This window comes from Halomonas sp. AOP5-B2-8, assembly GCF_052376475.1.
Taxonomy (GTDB): Bacteria; Pseudomonadota; Gammaproteobacteria; order Pseudomonadales; family Halomonadaceae; genus Vreelandella; species Vreelandella casei.
The window spans coordinates 350,335-372,514 of sequence record NZ_JBQSVS010000004.1 but is presented as its reverse complement, the minus strand read 5'-3'; the positions used below and the strand labels follow the sequence as shown (position 1 = coordinate 372,514).

At 56.1% G+C, this 22,180-nt stretch carries 23 protein-coding genes; 11 read left to right on the top strand and 12 right to left on the bottom strand.

Translation table 11 applies throughout. The features are described 5' to 3' along the window. Window positions 1–115: 115 nt before the first annotated feature. Complete coding sequence (locus ACT3RP_RS11845) at window positions 116–799, bottom strand: GntR family transcriptional regulator (RefSeq protein ID WP_441686261.1); 684 nt, start codon at window positions 797–799, stop codon at window positions 116–118. A gap of 155 nt (window positions 800–954) precedes the next feature. Here ACT3RP_RS11845 and dctP point away from each other — a divergent pair, with 155 nt between their 5' ends. The 11 genes from dctP (at window position 955) to ACT3RP_RS11790 (ending at window position 11,319) form a co-directional block, all read left to right on the top strand. Continuing rightward, window positions 955–1,950 (top strand): TRAP transporter substrate-binding protein DctP, encoded by a 996-nt coding sequence (dctP, locus tag ACT3RP_RS11840; protein ID WP_441686259.1) that lies wholly within the window; start codon window positions 955–957, stop codon window positions 1,948–1,950. 81 nt (window positions 1,951–2,031) lie between these two features. Further along, entirely contained in the window at window positions 2,032–2,550 is a 519-nt protein-coding gene (locus tag ACT3RP_RS11835) for a TRAP transporter small permease subunit (protein ID WP_444625003.1), read from the top strand. A gap of 2 nt (window positions 2,551–2,552) precedes the next feature. Then, complete coding sequence (locus tag ACT3RP_RS11830) at window positions 2,553–3,887, top strand: TRAP transporter large permease (RefSeq protein WP_441686255.1); 1,335 nt, start codon at window positions 2,553–2,555, stop codon at window positions 3,885–3,887. 10 nt (window positions 3,888–3,897) lie between these two features. Next, complete coding sequence (locus ACT3RP_RS11825) at window positions 3,898–5,289, top strand: malonyl-CoA decarboxylase (RefSeq protein ID WP_444671946.1); 1,392 nt, start codon at window positions 3,898–3,900, stop codon at window positions 5,287–5,289. Continuing rightward, complete coding sequence (locus tag ACT3RP_RS11820; protein ID WP_483393829.1) at window positions 5,286–6,824, top strand: malonate--CoA ligase; 1,539 nt, start codon at window positions 5,286–5,288, stop codon at window positions 6,822–6,824. Before ACT3RP_RS11825 ends, ACT3RP_RS11820 begins: the two co-directional genes overlap by 4 nt. 143 nt (window positions 6,825–6,967) lie before the next feature. Then, window positions 6,968–7,426 (top strand): DUF2170 family protein, encoded by a 459-nt coding sequence (locus ACT3RP_RS11815; RefSeq protein WP_225734159.1) that lies wholly within the window; start codon window positions 6,968–6,970, stop codon window positions 7,424–7,426. Between the two features lie 114 nt (window positions 7,427–7,540). Then, window positions 7,541–8,236 (top strand): PspA/IM30 family protein, encoded by a 696-nt coding sequence (locus ACT3RP_RS11810; RefSeq protein WP_444625000.1) that lies wholly within the window; start codon window positions 7,541–7,543, stop codon window positions 8,234–8,236. Between the two features lie 57 nt (window positions 8,237–8,293). Next, the gene (locus tag ACT3RP_RS11805) at window positions 8,294–9,016 is read left to right on the top strand and encodes a DUF2491 family protein (RefSeq protein WP_483393828.1); all 723 of its coding nucleotides are present in this window, start codon (window positions 8,294–8,296) and stop codon (window positions 9,014–9,016) included. A gap of 52 nt (window positions 9,017–9,068) precedes the next feature. Further along, on the top strand, window positions 9,069–9,482 hold the full coding sequence (locus ACT3RP_RS11800; RefSeq protein WP_096277709.1) for a DUF350 domain-containing protein: 414 nt from the start codon (window positions 9,069–9,071) through the stop codon (window positions 9,480–9,482). A gap of 28 nt (window positions 9,483–9,510) precedes the next feature. Further along, on the top strand, window positions 9,511–10,134 hold the full coding sequence (locus ACT3RP_RS11795; protein ID WP_096277707.1) for a DUF1190 domain-containing protein: 624 nt from the start codon (window positions 9,511–9,513) through the stop codon (window positions 10,132–10,134). Between the two features lie 18 nt (window positions 10,135–10,152). Next, on the top strand, window positions 10,153–11,319 hold the full coding sequence (locus tag ACT3RP_RS11790) for a glutathionylspermidine synthase family protein (RefSeq protein WP_096277705.1): 1,167 nt from the start codon (window positions 10,153–10,155) through the stop codon (window positions 11,317–11,319). A gap of 8 nt (window positions 11,320–11,327) precedes the next feature. Here the strand turns inward: ACT3RP_RS11790 and ACT3RP_RS11785 are convergent, their stop codons facing one another. From ACT3RP_RS11785 to ACT3RP_RS11735, 11 genes are all read right to left on the bottom strand, one after another. Further along, window positions 11,328–12,533 (bottom strand): molybdopterin molybdotransferase MoeA, encoded by a 1,206-nt coding sequence (locus ACT3RP_RS11785; RefSeq protein ID WP_483393827.1) that lies wholly within the window; start codon window positions 12,531–12,533, stop codon window positions 11,328–11,330. Next, complete coding sequence (gene moaB / locus ACT3RP_RS11780; RefSeq protein ID WP_096277700.1) at window positions 12,526–13,044, bottom strand: molybdenum cofactor biosynthesis protein B; 519 nt, start codon at window positions 13,042–13,044, stop codon at window positions 12,526–12,528. Before moaB ends, ACT3RP_RS11785 begins: the two co-directional genes overlap by 8 nt. Window positions 13,045–13,048: 4 nt before the next feature. Then, entirely contained in the window at window positions 13,049–13,375 is a 327-nt protein-coding gene (locus tag ACT3RP_RS11775; RefSeq protein WP_096277698.1) for a DUF1244 domain-containing protein, read from the bottom strand. 88 nt (window positions 13,376–13,463) lie between these two features. Then, a complete protein-coding gene (locus ACT3RP_RS11770; RefSeq protein ID WP_483393826.1) occupies window positions 13,464–14,567 on the bottom strand; it encodes a formate dehydrogenase subunit gamma in 1,104 nt (367 codons plus the stop codon). An 11-nt stretch (window positions 14,568–14,578) separates the two neighbouring features. After that, a complete protein-coding gene (gene fdh3B, locus ACT3RP_RS11765; protein ID WP_096277694.1) occupies window positions 14,579–15,193 on the bottom strand; it encodes a formate dehydrogenase FDH3 subunit beta in 615 nt (204 codons plus the stop codon). 36 nt (window positions 15,194–15,229) lie between these two features. Next, a complete protein-coding gene (locus ACT3RP_RS11760; protein ID WP_096277692.1) occupies window positions 15,230–18,082 on the bottom strand; it encodes a molybdopterin-dependent oxidoreductase in 2,853 nt (950 codons plus the stop codon). Between the two features lie 24 nt (window positions 18,083–18,106). Beyond that, complete coding sequence (locus ACT3RP_RS11755; protein WP_444624996.1) at window positions 18,107–18,307, bottom strand: twin-arginine translocation signal domain-containing protein; 201 nt, start codon at window positions 18,305–18,307, stop codon at window positions 18,107–18,109. 62 nt (window positions 18,308–18,369) lie between these two features. Continuing rightward, window positions 18,370–19,008: a TorD/DmsD family molecular chaperone gene (locus tag ACT3RP_RS11750; RefSeq protein WP_096277688.1), complete on the bottom strand. Its 639-nt coding sequence runs from the start codon at window positions 19,006–19,008 to the stop codon at window positions 18,370–18,372. A gap of 4 nt (window positions 19,009–19,012) precedes the next feature. After that, the gene (locus ACT3RP_RS11745) at window positions 19,013–20,740 is read right to left on the bottom strand and encodes a 4Fe-4S dicluster domain-containing protein (RefSeq protein ID WP_483393825.1); all 1,728 of its coding nucleotides are present in this window, start codon (window positions 20,738–20,740) and stop codon (window positions 19,013–19,015) included. Between the two features lie 187 nt (window positions 20,741–20,927). Further along, complete coding sequence (locus ACT3RP_RS11740) at window positions 20,928–21,590, bottom strand: DUF3306 domain-containing protein (protein WP_483393824.1); 663 nt, start codon at window positions 21,588–21,590, stop codon at window positions 20,928–20,930. Further along, window positions 21,587–22,027 (bottom strand): DUF3305 domain-containing protein, encoded by a 441-nt coding sequence (locus ACT3RP_RS11735; protein ID WP_096277682.1) that lies wholly within the window; start codon window positions 22,025–22,027, stop codon window positions 21,587–21,589. Before ACT3RP_RS11735 ends, ACT3RP_RS11740 begins: the two co-directional genes overlap by 4 nt. Window positions 22,028–22,180: the final 153 nt, after the last annotated feature.

The window sequence follows — 22,180 nt, the reverse complement described above, 5'->3', positions numbered from 1 at the left end:
GGCACTCTCCACTGAGGAATCAGCGTAGGAAGAAGCAAAGCGTTGGCGATAGCTATGAGTGTCAGCGCAAAGCCCAATGTCGGCAAGGGCCATTACCCCACCGATAGGGATAAATCTAACCGGTATGCTCTAGCGGCCCCTCCATACGCCGCACGCTAGAAACGAAATCGCTAAAGCGCTCGCCTTGAATCAACACGTGGTCGCTCAATGCTTGCTGCGCCGCCACAGGGTCACCCTTCTCAATCGCTTCTACGATAGTTTTATGCTCGCTCAGCGAGCTATGCACCCGCTGGCGCACCTGGAGCTGCAGGCGCCGGTAGGGCTTGAGGCGTTGCTTTAACTGACGCGCTTCGCTAGCCAAAAAAGTATTGTGGCTGGCGGCGTAAATGCAGTCGTGAAAGCCTTCATTCTCATAATAATACTCGTCGCTATCACCGGCTAAGGCAGCCGCTTCGCACCGTCGATGCGCTTCACGTAGTGCCGTCAGCTCCTGATCGGTGATCCGGCGGGCAGCGAGGCGGCCGCACATTCCTTCAAGCTCGGCCATGACTTCAAACATTTCGATCAACTGGTCGATTCCGACTTTTGCCACAAAGGTGCCTTTCTTGGGTGACACCGTTACCAACCCGCTGGCAACCAGCTGCTGAAAAGCCTCACGCACCGGCGTGCGCGAGACCTGAAACGCCTGCCCCAAGGCCTCAGGGTCGAGCCGCTCTCCAGGGACACGGCGGCCATTAATGATGTCATCTTCGAGAGAATCTCTCAGTCGCTGTGCGTTTGAACGCTTAATGCCCGTCATGTTTTACCTCCTGAATCGTGGCTTATTTCACGCATTTAAAAAGACCATATAGTTGACATTAGCACAGTTAACCGCTATTGAAATATATATCAGCTTGCCTGATGAACACACAAAAGCTAATCCAAAAACATAACAACAAGTGTTGGAGATGCCACATGAAACGCTATTTGATCCCTACCGCGGCTGCACTAGGTCTTGCTATTGCGGCTTCTCATGCCTCTGCGGATACCGTACTACGCGCCTCGCACCAATTCCCCGGTGGCCAGGGGGATGTGCGCGATGAAATGGTTCAGCTCATGGCCCGCGAAGTGGCCGCCGCGGACGTCGGTCTGACCATCGAAGTTTACCCTGGCCAATCACTGTTCAAAGCACGCGAGCAGTGGGGAGCACTGGCGAGAGGCCGATTGGATATCACGTCGCTACCGCTTGATTACGCCAGCGGCCGCCACCCTGAGTTTTCTGCCACGCTGATGCCGGGCTTAGTGCGCAATCAGGCACATGCCCAGCGCCTGAATGACTCCGAATATATGCGGCTCATCAAAGATGTCATTTTAGAAGGTGGCGGGCGCGTACTTGCCGACGCCTGGTTGTCTGGCGGTTTTGCCTCCAGCGAGCAGTGCATAACGTCACCTGATAGCGTGAGCGGGCAGAATATTCGTGCGGCGGGTCCTGCGTTTGAAGAGATGCTGAAAGAGGCAGGCGCATCCATAGCCTCAATGCCCTCCTCTGAGATTTATACCGCCATGCAAACTGGCGTGCTGGAAGCAGCCAACACGTCCTCCATGTCATTTATCTCCTTTCGACTTTACGAGCAGGTTGAATGTTTGACCCAGCCAGGCGACTTCGCACTGTGGTTTATGTACGAGCCGATTTTGATCTCGGAGCAAGTGTGGCAGGGGCTTAACGAGGAGCAGCAAACGGCGCTGATGGAAGCTGGCAAATCGGCACAGGATTTCTTCGCCGACGCCGCGGCGGCGATTGATCAAGAAATGGTCGACCTCTACGAAGAAAATGGCGTTGAAGTCGTCAGCATGAGCGAAGAAGACTACAACGCTTGGCTTGATATCGCCCGCGAGACCTCCTACAAAAACTTTGCTGAGAACGTACCTAATGGCCAGGCCATTATCGATGCGGCTCTTGCCGTTGAGTAAGCAACGGGTTAACACCTAATAGCTCGGCCACTCCGCTAGGCGTGGCCGCCTTATGATGCTTGCTCAGCCGGATGAACAAATATGGCAACCACCACTCACGAACCCTCCTCACGCGGGGGCATTCTTGGCGGCTACATTCGCGCCATGGACGTGCTTTCTCGCTATTCTGCCTACTTAGCCAGCGCGATGTTTATTGCTGGCGTGCTGGTTATCTGCCAGATGGTCTTTGTGCGCTACGCATTGGGAATGAGCACCAGTTGGCAGACCGAGTTCACCATTTTTTCGGTCACCGGGGCGATGCTCATGGGTAGCCCCTACGTCTTAATGACCGGCGGCCACGTCGCAATCACGATTGTGCCCGATGCGCTGGGTGGCATTGCCCAAAAAGGCATGCGCTTAGTGGCATCGCTATTTGGTCTCGGCTTTTGTGCCGCCTTAGCGTATGCCAGCTGGGTTTACGTACTTGAGGCCCTCCACGGCGACTGGACCACGGGCTCGGTATGGAACCCACCGCTATGGCCGGCACTGTTGCCGATGGCCGTCGGCGCGACCCTGCTATCACTTCAGTATGTGGCTGAAATTTTACGTGGGGAGAGCTGAGCATGGATCCCATTACGTTAGGCATTATTGTCGCCATCGCGTTGATTGCACTAATGGCCATCGGCACCCCTATTGCGTTTGCACTGGGCGGCGTATCCCTGCTGGCGCTGCTTTATGATCGCGGTCTTTCCGAGCTTACTTACTTCGGGGAGACCTTTTTTGATCGCATTGCGGAATTTGGCTTTGTCGCCATTCCCATGTTCATTTTGATGGGCGCTGCGGTGGCATCCTCGCCCACGGGGCGTGATCTGTATCGCTCGCTGGATCTGTGGATGGGTAAGCTACCCGGCGGCTTGGCCGTTTCCAACATCGGCGCCTGTTCGATTTTTGCCGCACTTTCAGGCTCGTCACCGGCGACCTGTGCGGCGATAGGTAAAATGGGCATTCCTGAAATGCGCAAACGCGGCTACCCCGACGGCGTTGCGGCGGGCTGTATTGCCGCCGGCGGCACCTTGGGGATTTTGATTCCGCCGTCGGTCACCATGATCATCTACGGGATTTCCACCGAAACCTCGATCGGGCGGCTGTTTATTGCCGGCGTGGTGCCGGGCTTTATGCTCGCAGGCCTGTTTATGACCTGGACCATGATCGCCTGCAAAAGAGCCGGGGGTTATAGCAACCCAATGGCGGAATCCGCCGAGCGGCTAAAACAGACCGTCAAGCAGAATGTCGATACCAACATGAAGGCATTGGTACGTGTACTGCCGTTTCTCGGCGTGGTAGCGGGCATTCTATTTGCTCTTTACGGCGGGGTGGCAACACCCTCGGAGGCAGCGGGCGTCGGTGCATTCCTCTGCTTGGCGCTGGCTATTCTTATCTACCGCATGTGGCAGCTGGGTCCGATTAAATTGATCATGCGCGACTCGCTGCGCGAAAGCGTGATGATCATGCTGATTATTGCCACCGCCGAAGTGTTTGCCTACGCGCTGTCTTCAATGTTTATCACCCAAACCGTGGCGGCCGCGATTGCAGATTTAGAAGTAAACCGCTGGGTACTCATGGGGGTGATTAATCTTTTCTTGCTGGTAGCCGGCTTCTTCCTACCGCCCGTCGCCGTGATCGTGATGACTGCGCCGATTTTATTGCCTATCATTTTGGCGGCCAACTTCGACCCCTACTGGTTTGCCGTCATTTTGACCATCAACCTGGAGATCGGCCTGATCACGCCACCGGTGGGCCTTAACCTATTCATTATTAAAGGCATCGCGCCGGATATCTCGTTGCGCAACATTCTGATGGGCAGCTTGCCCTACGCGCTATGCATGGTGCTGGGTATGTTGCTGCTTTGTCTTTTCCCAGGCATCGCCCTGTGGCTACCTAATTTGATCATGGGTTGAGGAGCAAATAATGAACATGATGTTTCTTCAGGAGCTGTTCAACAACATCACCCAGCGTGATGCTCTGTTGCGACGCCGCCAGCCTGAGACGCTAACGCCCGACCACCGCCAGCTAGTCAAAGCCTGCCAAGCGCTGCTTGAAAGCGATGGGGAAGCCTCCAGCATCGCCTTGGCAAGTCGCGCCTTAGCGATCTATCAACGCCTTTCAGATGCTGAAAAAAGCAGCTTCTTTGCTCGCCTATCAGCTGACTTCGCGGCCGAGCCAGATCCTATCGACGCTGCCTATGCAAGCTACCATGAGGCCCGTGACAATGACTCACTGCAACGGCTTTTCGAGGCCTGTGAGCCACGTCGTCAGGAGCTCTTCCGGCGTTTGAATCTGGCCAGCGACGGTACTTTTGAGCTGGTTAAAATGCGCGAAGACTTACTAAGATTATTACGCGAACAGCCTGAACTGGCTGCGATTGACGATGATTTTGACCATCTATTCGGCTCTTGGTTTAACCGCGGTTTTTTGATGCTCAAGCGTATTGATTGGAACACGCCGGCCTCAATTCTAGAGAAGATTATTCGCTACGAAGCAGTCCATGAAATTCAAGACTGGAACGATTTGCGTCGACGCCTAGACGCTCGCGACCGGCGCTGCTTTGCCTTCTTCCATCCGGCGATTGGCGACGAGCCACTTATCTTTGTCGAAGTCGCGCTGCATAAGGGTCTGCCGAGCCGTATTCAGCCCATCTTATCTGGAGAGGTGTCTGGCGAGATGTCCGGCGAGAGACCTGGCAATAAAAAAGGACTCAATGATCCGGATGACGCCGATACCGCGGCGTTCTTTGGCATCAGCAACTGCCAAACGGGGCTACGCGGAATATCTTTTGGCAACTTTTTAATCAAGCAGGTGGTTCAGGAACTGTCTCAGGAACTGCCGCAGCTTAAATACTTTGTGACGCTTTCGCCGGTGCCCGGCTTCGCTCAATGGCTGCAAGCCCAGCGTGATGATGAACAGCTGCCCCAGCCGCTGCGACAGACACTCAAAGCGCTTGAAACACCGGCGTGGCATCAAGATAAAGCCCATGAAGAGCAGCTTAAAGCCGCGATTCGCCCGCTGGCCGCGCGCTACTTGGTGGATGAGAAAAACAGCCATGGCCTGCCGCTAAATCCGGTCGCGCGTTTTCACCTGGGCAACGGTGCTGAGCTGCACCGCATCAACTGGTTAGGCGACACGTCCGTCAAGGGGTTTCAACAGGGCGCCGGCTTAATGGTCAACTATCTATATGTGCTGGACGATATCGAGCACAACCACGAAAACTATACCGCCAAGGCCACCGTTGCCTGCTCAAATGAGGTGCGCGACCTCGCTCGTCGCGCGCGCAAACTGGCTAAGGGAGAAACAACCAAATGAGCCATAACCTATTTACAACGTTTGCCGCCAAGATGCGCGAGCGTGCTGATGCCGCGTTTATTACCACGCGCGAAGGTCGCCACTACAGTTATACCGATGCGCTGAACATGAGCGCGCAGCTTGCCGGAGCACTAACCGAGCTTGGCGTAAAACAAGGCGATCGTGTCGCCGTCCAGGTCGATAAAAGCCCCGAAGCAATCCTGCTTTATTTAGCCTGTCTACGCATCGGCGGCGTTTATCTGCCCTTAAATACCGGCTACACCGGCGATGAGATTCGCTACTTCTTAAATGACGCCGAGCCTGCGCTTTTCGTTTGCCGGCCCAAGGCAGCAGATGAGGCGCGCGCACTGGCCGCAAACACCGGCTGCCCGGCGGTAGCCACCCTGGGCAGTATCGCAGACGGCACCTTGATGGACGACGCCCGCCAGTCAGCACCACGCGAAGATATTGTGACGCTTGGCGAGCGCGATCTGGCCGCTATTTTGTATACTTCGGGAACTACCGGGCGCTCTAAAGGCGCCATGCTTACGCATAAAAACCTTGCCTCTAATGCACAAACCCTCTTAAAAGCATGGCGCTTCAGCGCGGATGATCGGTTGATTCACGCCCTTCCCATCTTTCACACCCATGGTCTATTCGTTGCCTGTAACGTCACTCTGATGGCGGGTGCTAGCATGCTTTTCCTGCCTAAGTTTGATGCCGATATCATCTTTGACGAGCTGCCCCGTGGCAGCGTAATGATGGGCGTTCCCACTTTCTATACCCGGTTAGTACAGGATGAGCGCCTGACCCCAGAAGCTACCGCCAACATGCGGCTATTCGTCTCCGGCTCTGCCCCGCTGACCGCTGAAACGCATGAAGCCTTTGAGGCTAAAACGGGCCATGCGATTCTTGAGCGCTATGGCATGACCGAAACCAATATGAATCTTTCCAATCCTTATGAAGGCGCACGCCGCGCGGGCACCGTCGGCATGCCGCTCCCCGGCGTGGAAATGCGCATTACCAACCGTGAGACCGGCGATGAGGTGGCGCATGGCGAAATAGGCATGCTGCAGATTCGCGGCCCGAACGTGTTTATCGGCTACTGGCGGATGCCTGAAAAAACCCGTGAAGAGCTTCTCGATGACGGCTTTTTCATTACCGGCGATCTCGCCATGGTCGACGATCAGAGCTACGTGCATATCGTCGGCCGAGACAAAGACTTAGTGATTTCCGGTGGCTACAACGTCTACCCCAAAGAAGTCGAGCAAGTGATCGATGAGCTTGCACAGGTCGCTGAGTCAGCGGTGATTGGCTTACCCCACCCTGACTTTGGTGAGGGCGTAACGGCGGTAGTCGTGCGCCAACAAGGCGCTGATGCTAAAGCAAACACGCTTGAAGAAGCGGCAGTGATCCAATATTTAGACGGGCGACTGGCCAAGTACAAGCAGCCCAAGCGGGTGTTTTTTGTCGATGAGCTGCCGCGTAATACTATGGGCAAAGTACAGAAAAATGAGCTGCGTAAGCAGTTCAATGACACCTATCGCTCGTCTTAACTGCCCGCTCTACAAGCATACTCATCCGAGCCTTTGGCCCCGCCGCGTGCGGGGCTTTTAGTAGGCCTCTTCTGGGAAAAGGAACCATTTGCTTCACTAAGTGTTAAGGTGAAACCACTTAACGAACGATGGAGCAAATCGCCTTGACTCAGCCTACCGTCACTAATGGTATAACCGCCGCCGAACTGTATCGTATAGTAAGCCAGCCATCGTCCAGCAGCGACGACGCTGCAACGATCGAGTGGCCCCAGGCGACAATCAGCCTGGATGAAACGAATCAAACGCTGATTTGGGAACTTAACGATTACGGCAACTTGCCGATGACGCTTTCGCGCAGCGAAAATGAGTGGATCGCGATGGCGCCCATTGTGGCGGTGGAAAGCGTGACCAAAACCGCTGAACTGAACGACGTGCTGCTGCGTCAGGGTATTTCACTACCGTTAGCCTCTGTCGGCATTGTAGAAATCGACGGACAAGATGTTTATGTGGCCTACGGACAGCTGTTTGGCGACTCCAAGCTTGAATCCATTTGCGCTGAGCTGCACGCCACGGCCGCTGCCGCTATGGATGTCGCTGAACTGATTCAAACGCACTTCGTCTGATACCGATTAATGTACCGTCGCCTCTGTGGTCACTATTGATAGGGTTAATATTGATAGCGATTAGTCGTTGTAGGGCGGCGGTGAGATAACGATATTTTTTAAAAGAGACTCTCTATGTTAAGCAAAATCATGACGGCCCTGCGCGGTAAAGCGAATGAAACCGGTCAAACCGTGGTGGATTCACAGGCACTGCGCATTTTAGACCAGGAAATTCGCGACTCGGAAAACCACCTTAGCCAATCGAAAACCGAGCTCACCCGCTTAATGGGCCAGCGCCAGTTAAACAGCAACAAAGCGGACACTTTGGAAAGCAAAGTTGCTGAGCTGGAAAAAAGCGCTGAGGCGGCACTCGATAAAGGTGAAGAAGAGCTGGCGGTGGAAGTAGCCGAGCGCATGGTCGCGCTACAGGATGATCTCGAAGCAGAGCGCGCGATCGTCAGCGAATACGATGCCAGCATCGAAAAACTGCGCGGCGCGATTCGCGGCACCGACAATCAGCTTCGCCAGCTTAAACAACAGGTTAGCGTTGTAAAAGCCACTGAGTCGGCGCAAAAAGCCCAGTCGGCCGTCGCGGCTCGTCATTCCGGCCAAAACAGCGCCATGAGCAGCGCGATGGAATCTCTTGAGCGCATCAAAGAGCGTCAGCAGCTTAACTCAGCGCAAATGAGCGCGGCGGATGAAATGGCGGCAGAAGAGAGCGGAAGCTCGCTTGAAGCGCGTCTAAAAGCGGCCGGTATTGGCGGCACACAGCGTAAAGCCGATGATGTACTAGCGCGTCTGAAAGCGAAGAAAAGCGCCGCACAAGAGTAAGCTCATCGCTTGTATGACCAAGCTGCTGAGCAGCCGTATTCACTAACGAGGTAGGCCATGTTTGACACCCTCAAGGCACTTTTTCGCGCCAACACGCAAAAAGCCCACGAACCGAGCACAGGCCGCTCGGTAGCCGCAGGGTTGCCCACGGGCATCAGCCAGGAAGACCTCGAAGGGCTGCGGCTGGATGGGCGCGTCAACATTAAGCTGATTGGCCTACGCGCCCACCAGGACGCTCTGTTTCGCTGGGATGATGACGCCTATCATCATATCGCCGCTGTCGGGCACGTTGACCTGGGGCAAGGGGCACACTTAGTGCGCTTTTACTTCGACAACGACACGTGGCTGCAGGCCAACATTGAGCATGGTCAGGTACTTGAATATAAGCTATTCGACTTTTATCGTGTTGCCCATCTTTCGGATGCCGAGTTTGACGATGTCGTAAACGGTGAAACCAAGCAGCCCAACGGCATCGGCGCGCAGACTATCGCCCTTGCTTCGACAGATGATGAGCCGCGCACCTGCAGCTATGAGCGTGCCTGGGGAAACGGCGAAAGCCTGTGGTCACCGCCGGTGATCTTTGAAGAACAGGTAATGACCACGGAAAGCATCGTCGCACGCACGGTCATACACCATGCCATGCTGTACGAGCGCACCATCCAAGATACTGAGCGCATGGAGTATTTACTGCTAAGCGCTGAAAACGATGGTGAAGGTGGCTATATGCTGGTGCAAAACGTCGGTGTCGATGTAGCCTCCGTCGACATTGATGCGGTGTAACCCGCTCGATAATTTTACAATCTAAACAAGCCTCTCGAAGGAAATAAGTACCATGGTAAATTACCTCTACGGCCTGCCGTCATTTTTGGCATACCTAGTGACCGCGATCGTTCTGTTAGCCGCTTTTATGTACTGCTACAGCCGTATTACGCCGCACAACGAGTGGGCGCTGATTCGGGCAGGCAATGCCGCTGCGGCCTCTGCTTACGGCGGCTCCATTCTAGGTTTTACCATTCCGCTGTATGGCGCAATGGCGCACTCGATCAACTTTATCGATTTTGTGCTTTGGGGCGTCGTGGCCTTTATCGTCCAGTTGGCAACCTTCTTCGCGGTTAAGCTATTTTTGCGTAAGCAGGGTGAAAGTCTTTCTCAGCACATCACCGAAGGTCATCAGGCTTACGGTATTTTAATGGCAAGCGTAGCCGTGGCCGTTGGCTTGCTCAACGCCGCTTCGATGACTTGGTAATGATGGCATAGCAAAGGAGAAAGCCGGTATGTCTACACAAGATCGCACCCCGCATTTGCCACGTCGTAAGCGTAGTGGTCGCCTTACCTTAGCGATGATGGGTGCCAGCGCGTTTGGTCTCACCGCCTGTGGTCAGCCGCCTCAAGAAGAACAAATCACTGAAGTCGACTTCGATGAGCCGAAAAGCTTTCAGAGCGTCGATGAGTGCGTTGCAGAGAATGTTTATACGCGCAGTGCCTGCGAAGATTCCTACAAGGCTTCCTTAGAAGCGGTGCCGCGTTATAACACGCTTGAAGAATGTGAGGCGGAAAACGGCGAAGGCGCTTGCGCCGCACCCACTGAAGAACAGTCCCAAGCCGCCACTGGCAGCACGGGTGGCAGCTGGTTTATGCCCGCCATGATGGGTTATATGGTCGGCAGCATGATGTCCAACACTAGCCGTGGTCGTTCCTTTGAGCGGGTTTACCAAGAGCCGGTATACCGCAACCGCCAGAACCAGGGCAACTGGAACACCGCCTCTAACCAAGCCACGCAGCGCGTATCTCAGCGCAACGAGTCAATGCGTAGCTCTGTGGCCCAGAATCGCCAGGCCGCGTCTCAGCGCAGAGGCTTTGGCTCGCGCTCTTCGGCGCGGGGTGGCTGGGGCTCCTAGCCATCAGCGGATACGACTATGCTACGAATCGATATCCCTGAACGCAAAGAATGGAAAGCCCTGGCACAAGAGCTGGGGTTTCATTTTCATACGATTGACGGGGAGCCCTACTGGAAAGAAGACGCCTACTATCAGTTCACCATGGAACAGGTGGAAAGAGATATTGAAGCGCCTACTGAAGCGGTGCATGAGATGTGCATGGAGCTGGTCGATAAAGTCTGCCACTCCAATGCACTTATGCAGCGTTTGGCTCTACCCGAGCACATGTGGGACAGCATCCATAACTCATGGACATCAGGCCAGCCGCATCTTTATGGACGGATGGACTTTGCCTACTCCGGCGACGGCCCGGCCAAGCTACTGGAACTCAATTACGACACGCCCACCTCGCTTTACGAAGCCGGTTTTTTTCAGTGGGTGTGGCTTGAACAGGCGATTGCTCAAGGCATTCTGCCGCGCCACGCCGACCAGTACAATTCGATTCAAGAACGGCTGATCAATGCCATGGCACACCTTGGCGATCGCCTGGACGCACGCACGCTGTATTTTTCCTGCATCAAAGATAACGCCGAAGAGCGTGCCACCGTGCACTATTTACAGGATGTGGCCGTACAGGCGGGCCTGAACGCACCGTTTATCTTCACCGAAGATATCGGGCTACAGCCCGGTGCCGAGCACTTTGTTGATTTAGATGACCAGCCTATCCACGCGCTGTTCAAACTCTACCCGTGGGAAGAGATGGCCGATGATGCCTTTGGCGAGGCTATTCCGCAGTTGAACACGCACTGGTTTGAGCCCCCCTGGAAAGCCATCCTGTCTAACAAAGGTATTTTGCCGCTCTTGTGGGAGCATTTTGAAGGGCACCCCAACCTGCTTCCGGCGTTTTTCGAGAATGCCAGCAGTCCACCGCTGCCAGCGGGCTGGGTGCGCAAGCCGTTCTTCTCACGGGAAGGCAGTAATGTAGAACTGATTACCCCAGCCGGCCAGCATGAAGCCGTGGGCGGCCCGTATACCGACAGCCCTTGGATTCGCCAGGCGTACCATCCGATGCCGCGCTTTGGTGACAACCACGCCTTAATTGGCAGTTGGGTCGTCGGTGACCGCGCCTGCGGCATGGGGATACGCGAAGACGTAGGGCGCATCACTAAAGATTCCTCCTGCTTTGTGCCCCACGCGATCGTTTAATCTGTTCACTAAGCGCCTGCCAACCATAAACAGCTGATCGAATCGCCCTTGGCTATTTCGCTATTAGCAGGAATGACCGCAAACGCATCGGCGCTAATACACGACGAGAGCACGCCAGAGTTCTGATCATCAAACGCATCGGCGGTCACTCCACTAGGCGTAAACTGCAGCGTGACGCGCATGTAGTGCTCGCGCGGGCCGGTTGAGGTGGCAAAGTTAGCGCTAGCGGTAATCGTGGGCAGCTGGCTTAGCGCCGGGCAGCCCAGCATTGTGCCCAGCAAAGGGCGTAGAAACAGCCAAGCACCCACAAATCCCGACACCGGGTTACCCGGCAGACCAACAAAGCGTGCCTGGCTGCCATCACGGCGAGGCAAGCGGCCAAGCGCTAAGGGTTTGCCTGGGCGGATCGCCAGCTTCCACATATCGAGCTGGCCAATTGCCTCCAGCGCTGCCTTAACGTGGTCTTCTTCACCAACACTCACGCCGCCGGTGGTGACCACAAGATCTGCCTCAGCGGCTTCTTTTAACAGCCCCACGGTACGGGCATAGTCATCCGGTACGCTGACCGTGCTCACCACCTCAGCACCAAAGTTCTCTAACAGGCGCTTCAGCATGGGCCGGTTAGAGTTATAGAGCTGCCCCGGTTTCAGCGGCGTGCCGGGGTCGATGATTTCATCGCCGGTCGACAGCAAGGCCACCCTAGGGCGGCGACGCACGCTGACCTGAGTAACGCCCTGCCCGGCCAAATGGCCTAGCGCGGCGGCTTCCAGACGCTCACCGGCATTAAGCAGCACGCTGCCTTGACGCACGTCACGACCTCGGCGGCGAACGTTGTCACCGCTGGGAACATCGGCAGGTATCAAGGCGCGCTCGCCATCAACGTCAACACGCTCCTGCATGACAACGCAGTCAGCCCCTGGAGGAATTTCCCCACCGGTAAAGATACGCGCGCAGCTGCCCGGCGCCAGCGCTTGGGCTGGCGTTCCTGCGGCAATACGCTGGCTAACGGGTAGCCACTTTCCGGCATCGACGGCGCGCAGCGCATAGCCATCCATCGCGCTGTTATCGAACGGCGGCACGTTTAACTGCGCGGTCACTGCATCGGCCAGTACTCGTCCGGCGGCGGCTTCCAGCAAGACACCTTCGATCGCAACGGGGCACACGTCGGCTAGCAGCGCGACAAGCGCGGCGTCTATCGGCTGCAAATCAGCCATGTTGACCTCGGCCTGGAATGACAAGATTAGCGAAATTGCAGGGCTTATGGCGACTATCCAACTGTTCAGCCAGAATGCCGTCCCAGCCGGTGCGGCAGGCGCCGGTTGAGCCGGGTAAGCAAAACACTACCGTCGCGTTTGCCAGACCGCCTAAGCAGCGGCTTTGGATAGTGGAGCTGCCAATTTCATCACCGCTGAGCTGGCGAAAGCGCTCGCCAAAGCCCTCAATGCGCTTGTCCAATAATACTGAGATGGCTTCCGGGGTTGAATCACGGCCGGTAAAGCCGGTGCCGCCGGTAGTGATCACCACCTGCACGTCGCCACTGGCTATCCACTCCGCGACCACCGCGCGAATACGGTAGACATCGTCTGGCACAATGCGCTTTTCCGCCAGGATATGCCCTGCGCTGGTTAGGCGCTCAACGAGCGATTGGCCGCTACGATCCGTGTCTTCCGTTCGGGTATCCGAGACGGTGAGTACCGCTATGCTCAAAGGCACCATGGATTCCATTCGCCTACTCCTGGCTATTTTTCTTGGCTTGGCGCGCATCAAGTGCGGCCAGCTGTTCCGGGGTCGCCTTTGCCTGGTGGTGCTCTTTCCACTCACTGTAAGGCATGCCGTAGACGTACTCGCGCGCGGCCTCCAACTCCAGCGTCTCGTCGCGCTCATCGGCGGCGCTCACCATCCATTTGGAGAGACAGTTACGGCAGAAGTCCGCCAGAATCATCAGGTCAATGTTCTGCACGTCCTTGTTGTCGTCCAAATGGCGCAGCAGGCGGCGAAAGGCGGCTGCTTCAAGTTCGGTACGGGTGGCCTGATCAAATTCGTTAAACGCTGACATTGCCGTTCCTCTCGTTAAAAGTGGCGTAAGGTGCAGCATAACAAAAGACACCGCCAAATGGCGGTGTCTCAGATACTGCGCATGGTGCTCAGCTGGTTCGCGTTGCCGAGGGTTCGCCGCTGCCGCTAGACGACTTACGCGCCGCGATCTCTTCTTCTGAAACCGTCTGATCCTTGACCTCTTCGTACCACAGGCTGTGGTGCTCTTTGGCCCAGGTTTCATCCACGTAACCCGTGGTCATACCTTCTAACGCGCCTTCCGTACCCAGCGTACCGATATAGATATGCCCCAAGGAAACGGCGGTCAGCCCCAGCGCACCCACTGCATGGATAATGTTCGCCCACTGCATGGTGTCGCGCCCCTGATTGAAGTTGGGGAAATCGAGCACAAAGCCACTGGCAATCACCAGCACTCCAACGCTGGCTAGCAGCCAGTACCAGGCTTTCTCGCCGCCGTTAGCAAAGCCTGCTTCTACATGCTGTTTACCAATCATGCCGCCGCCCTTTTTGAACCATACCCAGTCGTGCTTTTTAGGAATGTTCTCTTTAATCAGGCTAACCAGCATGACCACCAGCAATATGCCAAAAATAGGCCCTAAATAGTTATGCAGCACTTTCGAGGCTGCGATCATCCATGCCCAGAAGGCATCGCCAAACAGCGTGCGGAAAATAAACTTACCGAGTAGCAAGTTCAAACCGGTCAGCGCCAGGGTGATAAACAGCGTGGCGACCGTCCAGTGCAGCGCGCGCATCACCAGCGACCAGCGCAGCAGCTTGCGCCCGGTGCGCGGAGCCTCCAGGTGCTTGCGCCCAACAATCAGGTAGAACAGCGTAATCAACGCGGCCGTACCGCCTATCGCAATCATCCCAAACGGTGAGACCCAGCGATTGCGAATCTGCCGCCAGGTTTCACCACTTGCATTGATCAGGCTGTAGTTGCTGTCGTAACGCGAATCGCGGTAATTGGGACCAGTTTCCCCGCTACGCACCTGACGCCACTGATCGGCGGTAATGCCCGGAGCGGCGGTGGTCATTTCACGATCAGGATCCGCCTGCGCTACCGCTACCTGCGTAAAACCAAGGCTAAGTAACAGCGCAAGTGCCACCAGCATAAAGCGCCACATGCCCAGGGCGATGAGCCTTTTATCTGAGCGCGACACCCTGCTGGGCGCCTGTGCAGTCAACTGGTTCATGACACGCCTCCTTACCCTTTATGGGCAGCATCATAGGCTAGGTTGTCGGCACTGGCCTGGGGGTTGTTAGACCAGGCACCGTCTTTGTGACCGCGCTGAACCACTCGCTGGCGAAAGATATCAGCAACGTCTTGCGCATCACCGGCCAGCAGCGCTTTGGTAGAACACATTTCCGCACACAGCGGCAGCTTACCTTCCGCAATGCGGTTAGAGCCGTACTTCTCGTACTCTTCTTCTTTGCTATCGGCAGGGCCGCCGGCGCAGAAGGTACATTTGTCCATCTTGCCGCGCTCGCCAAAGGCATCCTGCTGAGGAAACTGCGGCGCACCAAACGGGCAGGCGTACAGGCAATAGCCGCAGCCAATGCACAGATCTTTGTCGTGCAGCACGATGCCGTCATCGGTTTTGTAGAAACAGTCGGTGGGGCAAACGGCCATGCAGGGTGCGTCGTCACAGTGCATGCAGGCGACAGAGATCGACATTTCGTTCGCTTCGCCGTCATTGAGCGTGACCACACGGCGGCGCTGAATGCCCCACTCAACATCGTTAGCATTCTTACAGGCGGTGACGCAGCCGTTGCATTCAATGCAGCGCTCGGCGTCACACATAAATTTCATTTGAGCCATGTTGTTCTCCTAATGCCGGGGGCTTGTTTTCTAGACTCAGGCGCGCTCAATGCGGCAAATGGTGCACTTGGTCTCTTGCATCAGTGTCACCGGGTCGTAGCCGTAGGTCGTTGCGGTATTAGCCGCCTCACCAATGATGTATGGATCAGACCCATCCGGATAACGATCGCGCAGGCTTTCACCTTGGAACATGCCGCCAAAGTGGAACGGAATAAACGCAACGTTACGATCAACGCGAGGCGTAACCAGCGCTTTGACTTTTATGCGCCCCCCTTCCGCCCCTTCGACCCAAACATCATCGCCATCTTTGACGTTAAGATCATTGGCATTCGCCGGGTTGATCTCGACGAACATCTCCTGCTGCAGCTCGGCAAGCCACGACATGGAACGCGTTTCATCACCACCGCCCTCGTATTCCACCAGCCGCCCGGAGGTGAGAATAATGGGATACTCGCTGGCGTTGTTGCGATCCTGGATCGTTTTGTACAGGGTCGGCAAACGCATGATCGAGTCGAAGTCATCCCAAGTGGGAAAGCGGTCAACCAAATCACGCCGCGTGGTGTACAGCGGTTCGCGATGCTTTGGCACCTGGTCAGGGAAGGTCCAGACCACGGCGCGCGCCTTGGCATTGCCGTACGGCGCGCAGCCATGCTCAATGACCACACGCTGGATACCACCGGAAAAGTCGGTCTTCCAGTTTTTGCCTTCCGCTGCCTGCTTCTCTTCGGCGGTCAGATCATCCCACCAGCCCAAATCTTTAAGCAGCTGGTCGTTGAACTCAGGATAGCCATCGTCGATATCGCCACCCACTGGCGCCGAGCCTTCGGCCAGAAGATTCACGCCGTCACGCTCAATACCAAAGCGCGCCCGGAAACCCATGCCGCCTTCCATCACAGGGATACTGGTGTCGTAAAGGTTGGGTGAACCGGGATGACCGAATTCGGGCGTTCCCCAGCACGGCCATGGAAGACCATAGTAGTCCCCATCGGCAGGGCCGCCCTGGGCGCGCAGATTCTCAAAACTGAAGGTATGCCAGTTTTTTTGATGCTCTTTAAGGCGCTCAGGACTTTGGCCGGTGTAGCCTACCGTCCACATACCGCGGTTAATTTCACGCAGGATATCGTCGATCAGCGGCTCGTCACCGTTCATCTGATAGTTTTTTACCAGCTCATTGCCAAACCCTAACTTACGGGCAAATAAGTACATGATTTCGTGATCGGGTTTGGATTCAAACAGCGGTTCAATCACGCGGTCACGCCACTGAATAGAGCGGTTCGTGGCGGTAACGCTGCCGGTCGTTTCAAACTGACTGGCGGCAGGCAGCAGATAAACGCCGTCGCTGCGATCATGCATCACCGATGCGACGGTGGGGTACGGGTCAACGATGACCATCATTTCTAGCTTGCGCATCGCCTGCTGCATTTCAATGCCACGTGTTTGAGAGTTAACCGCGTGCCCCCAATAGAACATGGCTTTCAATGCAGTACGTTGAGAGATGTTTTCATCATCTTCAAGCACACCGTCAACCCAGCGCGAGACGGTAATGCCGCTGGTGTACATTGGCTGGCCATCGGCATATTCGGCGTCATCAAAGCGGCCTTTAATCCACTCGTAGTCAACGTCCCATACCTGCGCCCAGTGCTGCCACGCGCCTTCCGCTAGGCCGTAGTAGCCCGGCAGCGAATCAGAGCCTAAGCCCAAATCGGTCGCGCCCTGTACGTTATCGTGGCCGCGCAGAATATTGGCACCACCGCCGGATTTACCGATATTGCCTAGCGCCAGCTCTAAAATGCAGTAAGCGCGAGTATTGTTGTTGCCCGTGGTGTGCTGCGTGCCGCCCATGCACCACACGACGCAGCCAGGGCGGTTGTCAGACAGCCGCTTGGCCACGTCAAACATGTCGGCTTCGGAAACGCCCGTCACGTCTTCAACCACATTGGGAGGGAAGTTGGCGACTTCGGCGCGCACTTCATCCATGCCGTAAACGCGCTGGTTGATGTACTCGTTATCTTCCCAGCCGTTGTCGAAGATATGCCACAGCAGGCCCCAAATATAAGCCACGTCAGAGCCCGGACGCAGGCGCACGTACTTGTTAGCTTTAGCCGCTGTGCGCGTAAAACGCGGGTCTGCCACGATGATGTCGCAGTTGTTGCGCTCTTTCGCGATCAGGATATGCTGCATCGCTACCGGATGAGCTTCGCTGGGATTCGAGCCTATAAACAGCATCGACTTGCTGTTGTGCATGTCGTTGAGCGAATTGGTCATCGCTCCGTAACCCCAGGTATTGGCCACGCCCGCAACGGTAGTGGAGTGGCAAATGCGTGCCTGGTGATCGGTGTTGTTGGTGCCCCACAGCGAAGCAAGCTTACGCATCAGGTAGGCTTGCTCATTACTAAACTTGGCCGACCCCAGCCAGTAAACGCTGTCAGGGCCATGCGCTTCGCGTAGTTCAAGCAGCTTGTCGCCAATTTCGTCAATGGCGTCATCCCAGCTCATGCGCTCCCACTCGCCCGCCACTAGCTTCATGGGGTACTTGAGGCGCCGCGTAGAGTGGCCGTGTTGGCGCAGTGAGGCGCCTTTTGCACAGTGCGCCCCGCGGTTGATCGGATGATCGAATGCCGGTTCCTGCTTGGTCCAAATGCCTTCCTGCACTTCCGCATAGACGCCACAGCCCACCGAACAGTGCGAGCAAATGGTGCGCTTTGTTTCTACGGGTGAATCCAGCACGGGCGTTTTACCGGCGGACTCGGCACGCCGCATCATCGGCGCGCCCATAAAGCCCACCGCGGCAACGCCACCCGTGGCAGCACCGCTGCGTTTAAGGAACTGACGACGTGAAATACCCAGCCCGGGAGCCTTGGGGGCGTCTGTTTTGCGAGTTAAGCGCATGGCAAATCTCCTGGCATTCTGCCGTCAATCACGCAACGAGGCGTAATACGCCCGAACGTGGTCGGTCTCACGGTAGTTAGCCGTTTGTTTTTCTTCTTTCGCCGGGGCGCTATCAGCCTGAGCTAAGGTGACATGACCGGCGGCGGCCGCGGCACCAGCGGCAGCGGCTCCTAACCCAACCGTTTTCATAAACCGGCGGCGCTCAGAATTGTGGGGGGTGTGCATGGGTTTCTCCTCTCGCCTATGTTTTATACTGGGTCTTTTTATACGCGACTATCGCCGACGATCTATCCACGTTTGCGTTCAATAATGCGCACCGGAGCGTGGTCAGCATCAATGCTTAAGCTCACCCTCTCGCTTTCCACATAAGCGCTGCCTAACGCTCCCAGCGCTGCATAAAAAGCGGTGCCTACCTGCCCTAGATCGTCGAAACAACTGGCTGCCCACGGGGCAATATGCTGACTAAAAAAATAGGCCTGTTCATGGCTTTCAGACGCAATCAGCATGGCCATTACTTCACATAGCGCCGCCAGATGGTCTTCAGGGTCTCGGGTGTGCTCACTGCGTTCAAAGCCCAGCACTCGGAGGTCTTGGCGCAGCGCCACTAGCGCGGCTTCCATCAACTCACCATTGCGATACCATGAGGCATACGGCACGACGTCGCCCTGAATGACGCCCACCAGATGACGAAAGTGAGCGCGCTGAAGCGGCTCTACGCCAGCGCCTGTCTCATCCATGGCGACTGCCGCATCTGCCAATGCTTGCCAGCGCTTTGCAAGTTGGCTGCCATCTTGTTCAATCGCCAGCTCAGCTAGCCATGCCAGCAGGTCTGCATCCGGGGCTTGACGCAATAAGGTGGCCAACAGCCGGTAGATATCGGCACGTAGGGCATCCGCTTCTTTCAGCGCGGGCAATCCATCCGTCATCGGCTTATACCTTCAGTTGCGCGTCAGGATCGCGAATCATGGTTTTCCAGACATCCTTCACCCGGCAGTCTTCGCACATTTCCAGACGGATCATCGCCTCACCGGCAAAGTAGGGATGATGGGCAAGCTTCTGTTTAATCGCCGCTACCGTGCTCACGGTGGCAAATGGTTTGCCGCAGTTGATGCATTCAAAGGCCGCTTCTTCATGGCAGATATGCCGCGTTTCACGGGCGCCATCTGCCAAAAAGCCTGGCATCAGCGTAATCGCGTTTTCTGGGCACGCCTGCTCACAAAGACCGCATTGCACGCAGTCCGCTTCAAGAAAGCTAAGAGCGGGCGTATTGCCGCCAGATTTTAACGCGGGCGTAGGACAGTTGCTGACACAGGCATGGCACAGCGTACAGGCGTCGCGGTCGACCTGAATCGCGCCGTAGGCAGCGCCGACTGGCATCGTGGTGCGTGCCCCGTTAGGGCTACCCAGCTCGGCAAGGCGCGCTAACACGCGGTTCAAGCGTGTGCGCTTTTCAGGCTCAGGCAACTGCAGCGGCGCCTCTGTTAGAGGAGGAAGCGTCGGCAGCGCATCCCGCGCGGCCCCATCGGCGACGCCAACCAGCTGTACACGAGCGCGGTCGTGCCCTAAGGCATCTAAAATGGCATGTGCCTGAACGATCTGGTCGTTCAAAAAAGTGCTTAAGCGTGCAGGCATACTAGGGTGCAGCTGGATACGCACCTCGGCGGCACCCGCAGCCAGTGCGGTTAGCCACTGGTCGTGGCCCGCCGCCCCCAGCTCTTCCAGCGGGGCATCAATCACATGGCCTGCAGGCACCACGCCGGTTGCGCGCTCAGCGTCTTGCGAATCATGGGTAAGAAAACGCAGCACCGGCACCTGGCCACCCGCATCACGATAGGCCGCGAGCCACGTAGAAAGCGTATCCTGCTGGCGGCGTGTTTCTGGCATGCGAAATTCTATCGCCCCCGTCGGGCAGGCGCTGGTGCAGCTGCCCACGCCTTGGCAAAGGTAGGGGTCAATTTCAATATGGGATTCAATGCGCCCTTGAATGCTGGAGATAGCATCCGCCGGGCAAACATCCAAGCAGCGGGTACAGCCAATATTGCCACTTGTGGAGTGGGCACATAGGTCGCTGTTGACCTGAAAATAGCGCGGCTTGTCGAACTCACCGACCAGCCCGGCAAAATTTTCGAGTGTTTCGCTGCGCTGCTCAACATCCTGCCAAGACATCACCACGTAGCCAGGTGGCGGCAATTCTGAACGCTGGGGATGAGCCATCGCTGTAAGATCAAGCACAAGGTCAAATCCGGCGCGCTCGATCAGCGCCCTGGCGAGATCCAGCGGAGCATCGCCGTCATCTAACCGAGCGCTAAACGCCCCCAAATAACCGCTTATGTGTAGCTGGCTTAGCTGCTCGTGGGTGAGCATTTGCGTCACTAACGGCTCGCTGGCGCCGACTAGCTCTGCCGCCTCGCTTTCAGCACCATTACCAACAGGCCAAGTAACAAGCAACGTAAGCGATGCAAGACCGCGCCCCTGAAGAGCGCGGGCAGCCGGGTATACGTCGGCGGCCGCGCCTATCAGCAGTGCATGGCCACGGCTGTGATAGGTCACATTAGCAGGCGTTAAATTAGCAGGCCACGAAATACGTCGACGTACCGTTTCCCGAGCCTCGGCATTACGCTGGTCGTCTATCGACGCCAGTTGGATTCTTTGATTCATGCATTCTCACGGTCAGTGAATAATTCTTATTATAATTTTGAGTAATATTATTTAACTATTATGGCATAACGTTTCGTTGACACTAAGTTGAGCCTAGGCGTAACACGGTGTTTAGCCAACTTAATTGCGTTTAATGCAGTCTGCAAAAAGGAAGAAAATCAACTTTAACAAATTGATTTTATAGCCATTACTGAGAGCATTTAGACTTTCTTTGGGAAGTAAATATTAAATCAGACTGGTCGTCTAGGAGGGGCTTTTCTACAGCGCTACCGTTGGCGCTGCCAGGTATAGCAGATTCGTTTTCAAACGCGATCAAGTGATCATTGGATTGCTCGCTGGCCACCTGCCCTTTTTGTGGCTCAGCAGAAGCATCTTCTAGCGGCTTATCCAGCGTCTCGTCTACTTTATGGGTCCAGCTGCGCAGTTTGCTGGCAAGCCCAGAGGCCATGGGCTTGAGCTGCTGGCGATAGTCAGCATCGTAGTCATCCAAACCATCGCGCACGTTGTAATTACCGGTGGCCCAAAGGCGCTTCAAAGCGCGCCGGCGCAGGGCTCCGCTGACGCCCGGCAGCATGAATGCACTAAAGTCGCTGCCGACATCCAGGGTATCGGGGTCGGGCAACGTGTGATCGAGACTGCCGGGTTCGCGTTCTGGCTCTTGTGCGTCCAGTGCCGGTGCCGACCATTGATCAACGGTGGCGTGCGGCTGCTCGGCGCCGCTATGAAGCGCGCCAGTTGGCTCCACGGTGATGTCATCTGCAGGCTCGCTGGCAGGCACTACGCTTGGCGAGACACCGCCTTCCTTTTGGGCATTGCGCTTTAGGCGCGACCAGCGTTCCAGGCGGCTCATCGCGGCGGCTCATTGGCAGGCATCTCTTTTGCGCGCCCTGCCCCCTTGCGTTTTTTCTTGCGTACCTCGACGGGCGCCTCGCCGTGGCGAGCAAGGTAGCTCTCAATCCATACCTGAATCGCCATCGGCATCAAGGCTTCCAGCACCTGCTGCTCACCATCCATCCAGCCTGCCGCCACATCTTGGCTAGCCGTGATTGCATCGGGTTGCGGTGCTTGCCCGGTAAAGCCTGCGCGGACAAACAGACGCGGCGCGCTAGAGGTGAGGTTAAAGCGATACGCCGCGCGCTCGGTCATCGAAAGCTGTAGTTGCAGCGCGATAGGCCCCTGATCGCCCAAAGCAAGTTCCGCAATGCGCCACTGCGTTAGGGTAAAGCGCTTTACCTGCTTGGCTTCGGCAACCAATGTGATACTGATGGAGCGTAAATTATCACTCATGGCATTAGCACCCTGAAACTTGAGTAGACGGAACTTGAATAGACTGAGCTTGAATAGATGGAGCTTGAATAGATGGAGCTTGAATGGGTAGACAAGTAAGCATCCCCAGCCCCATCATCGTCAACCCCGACGTTTTGCGAGAACTATTTTCAA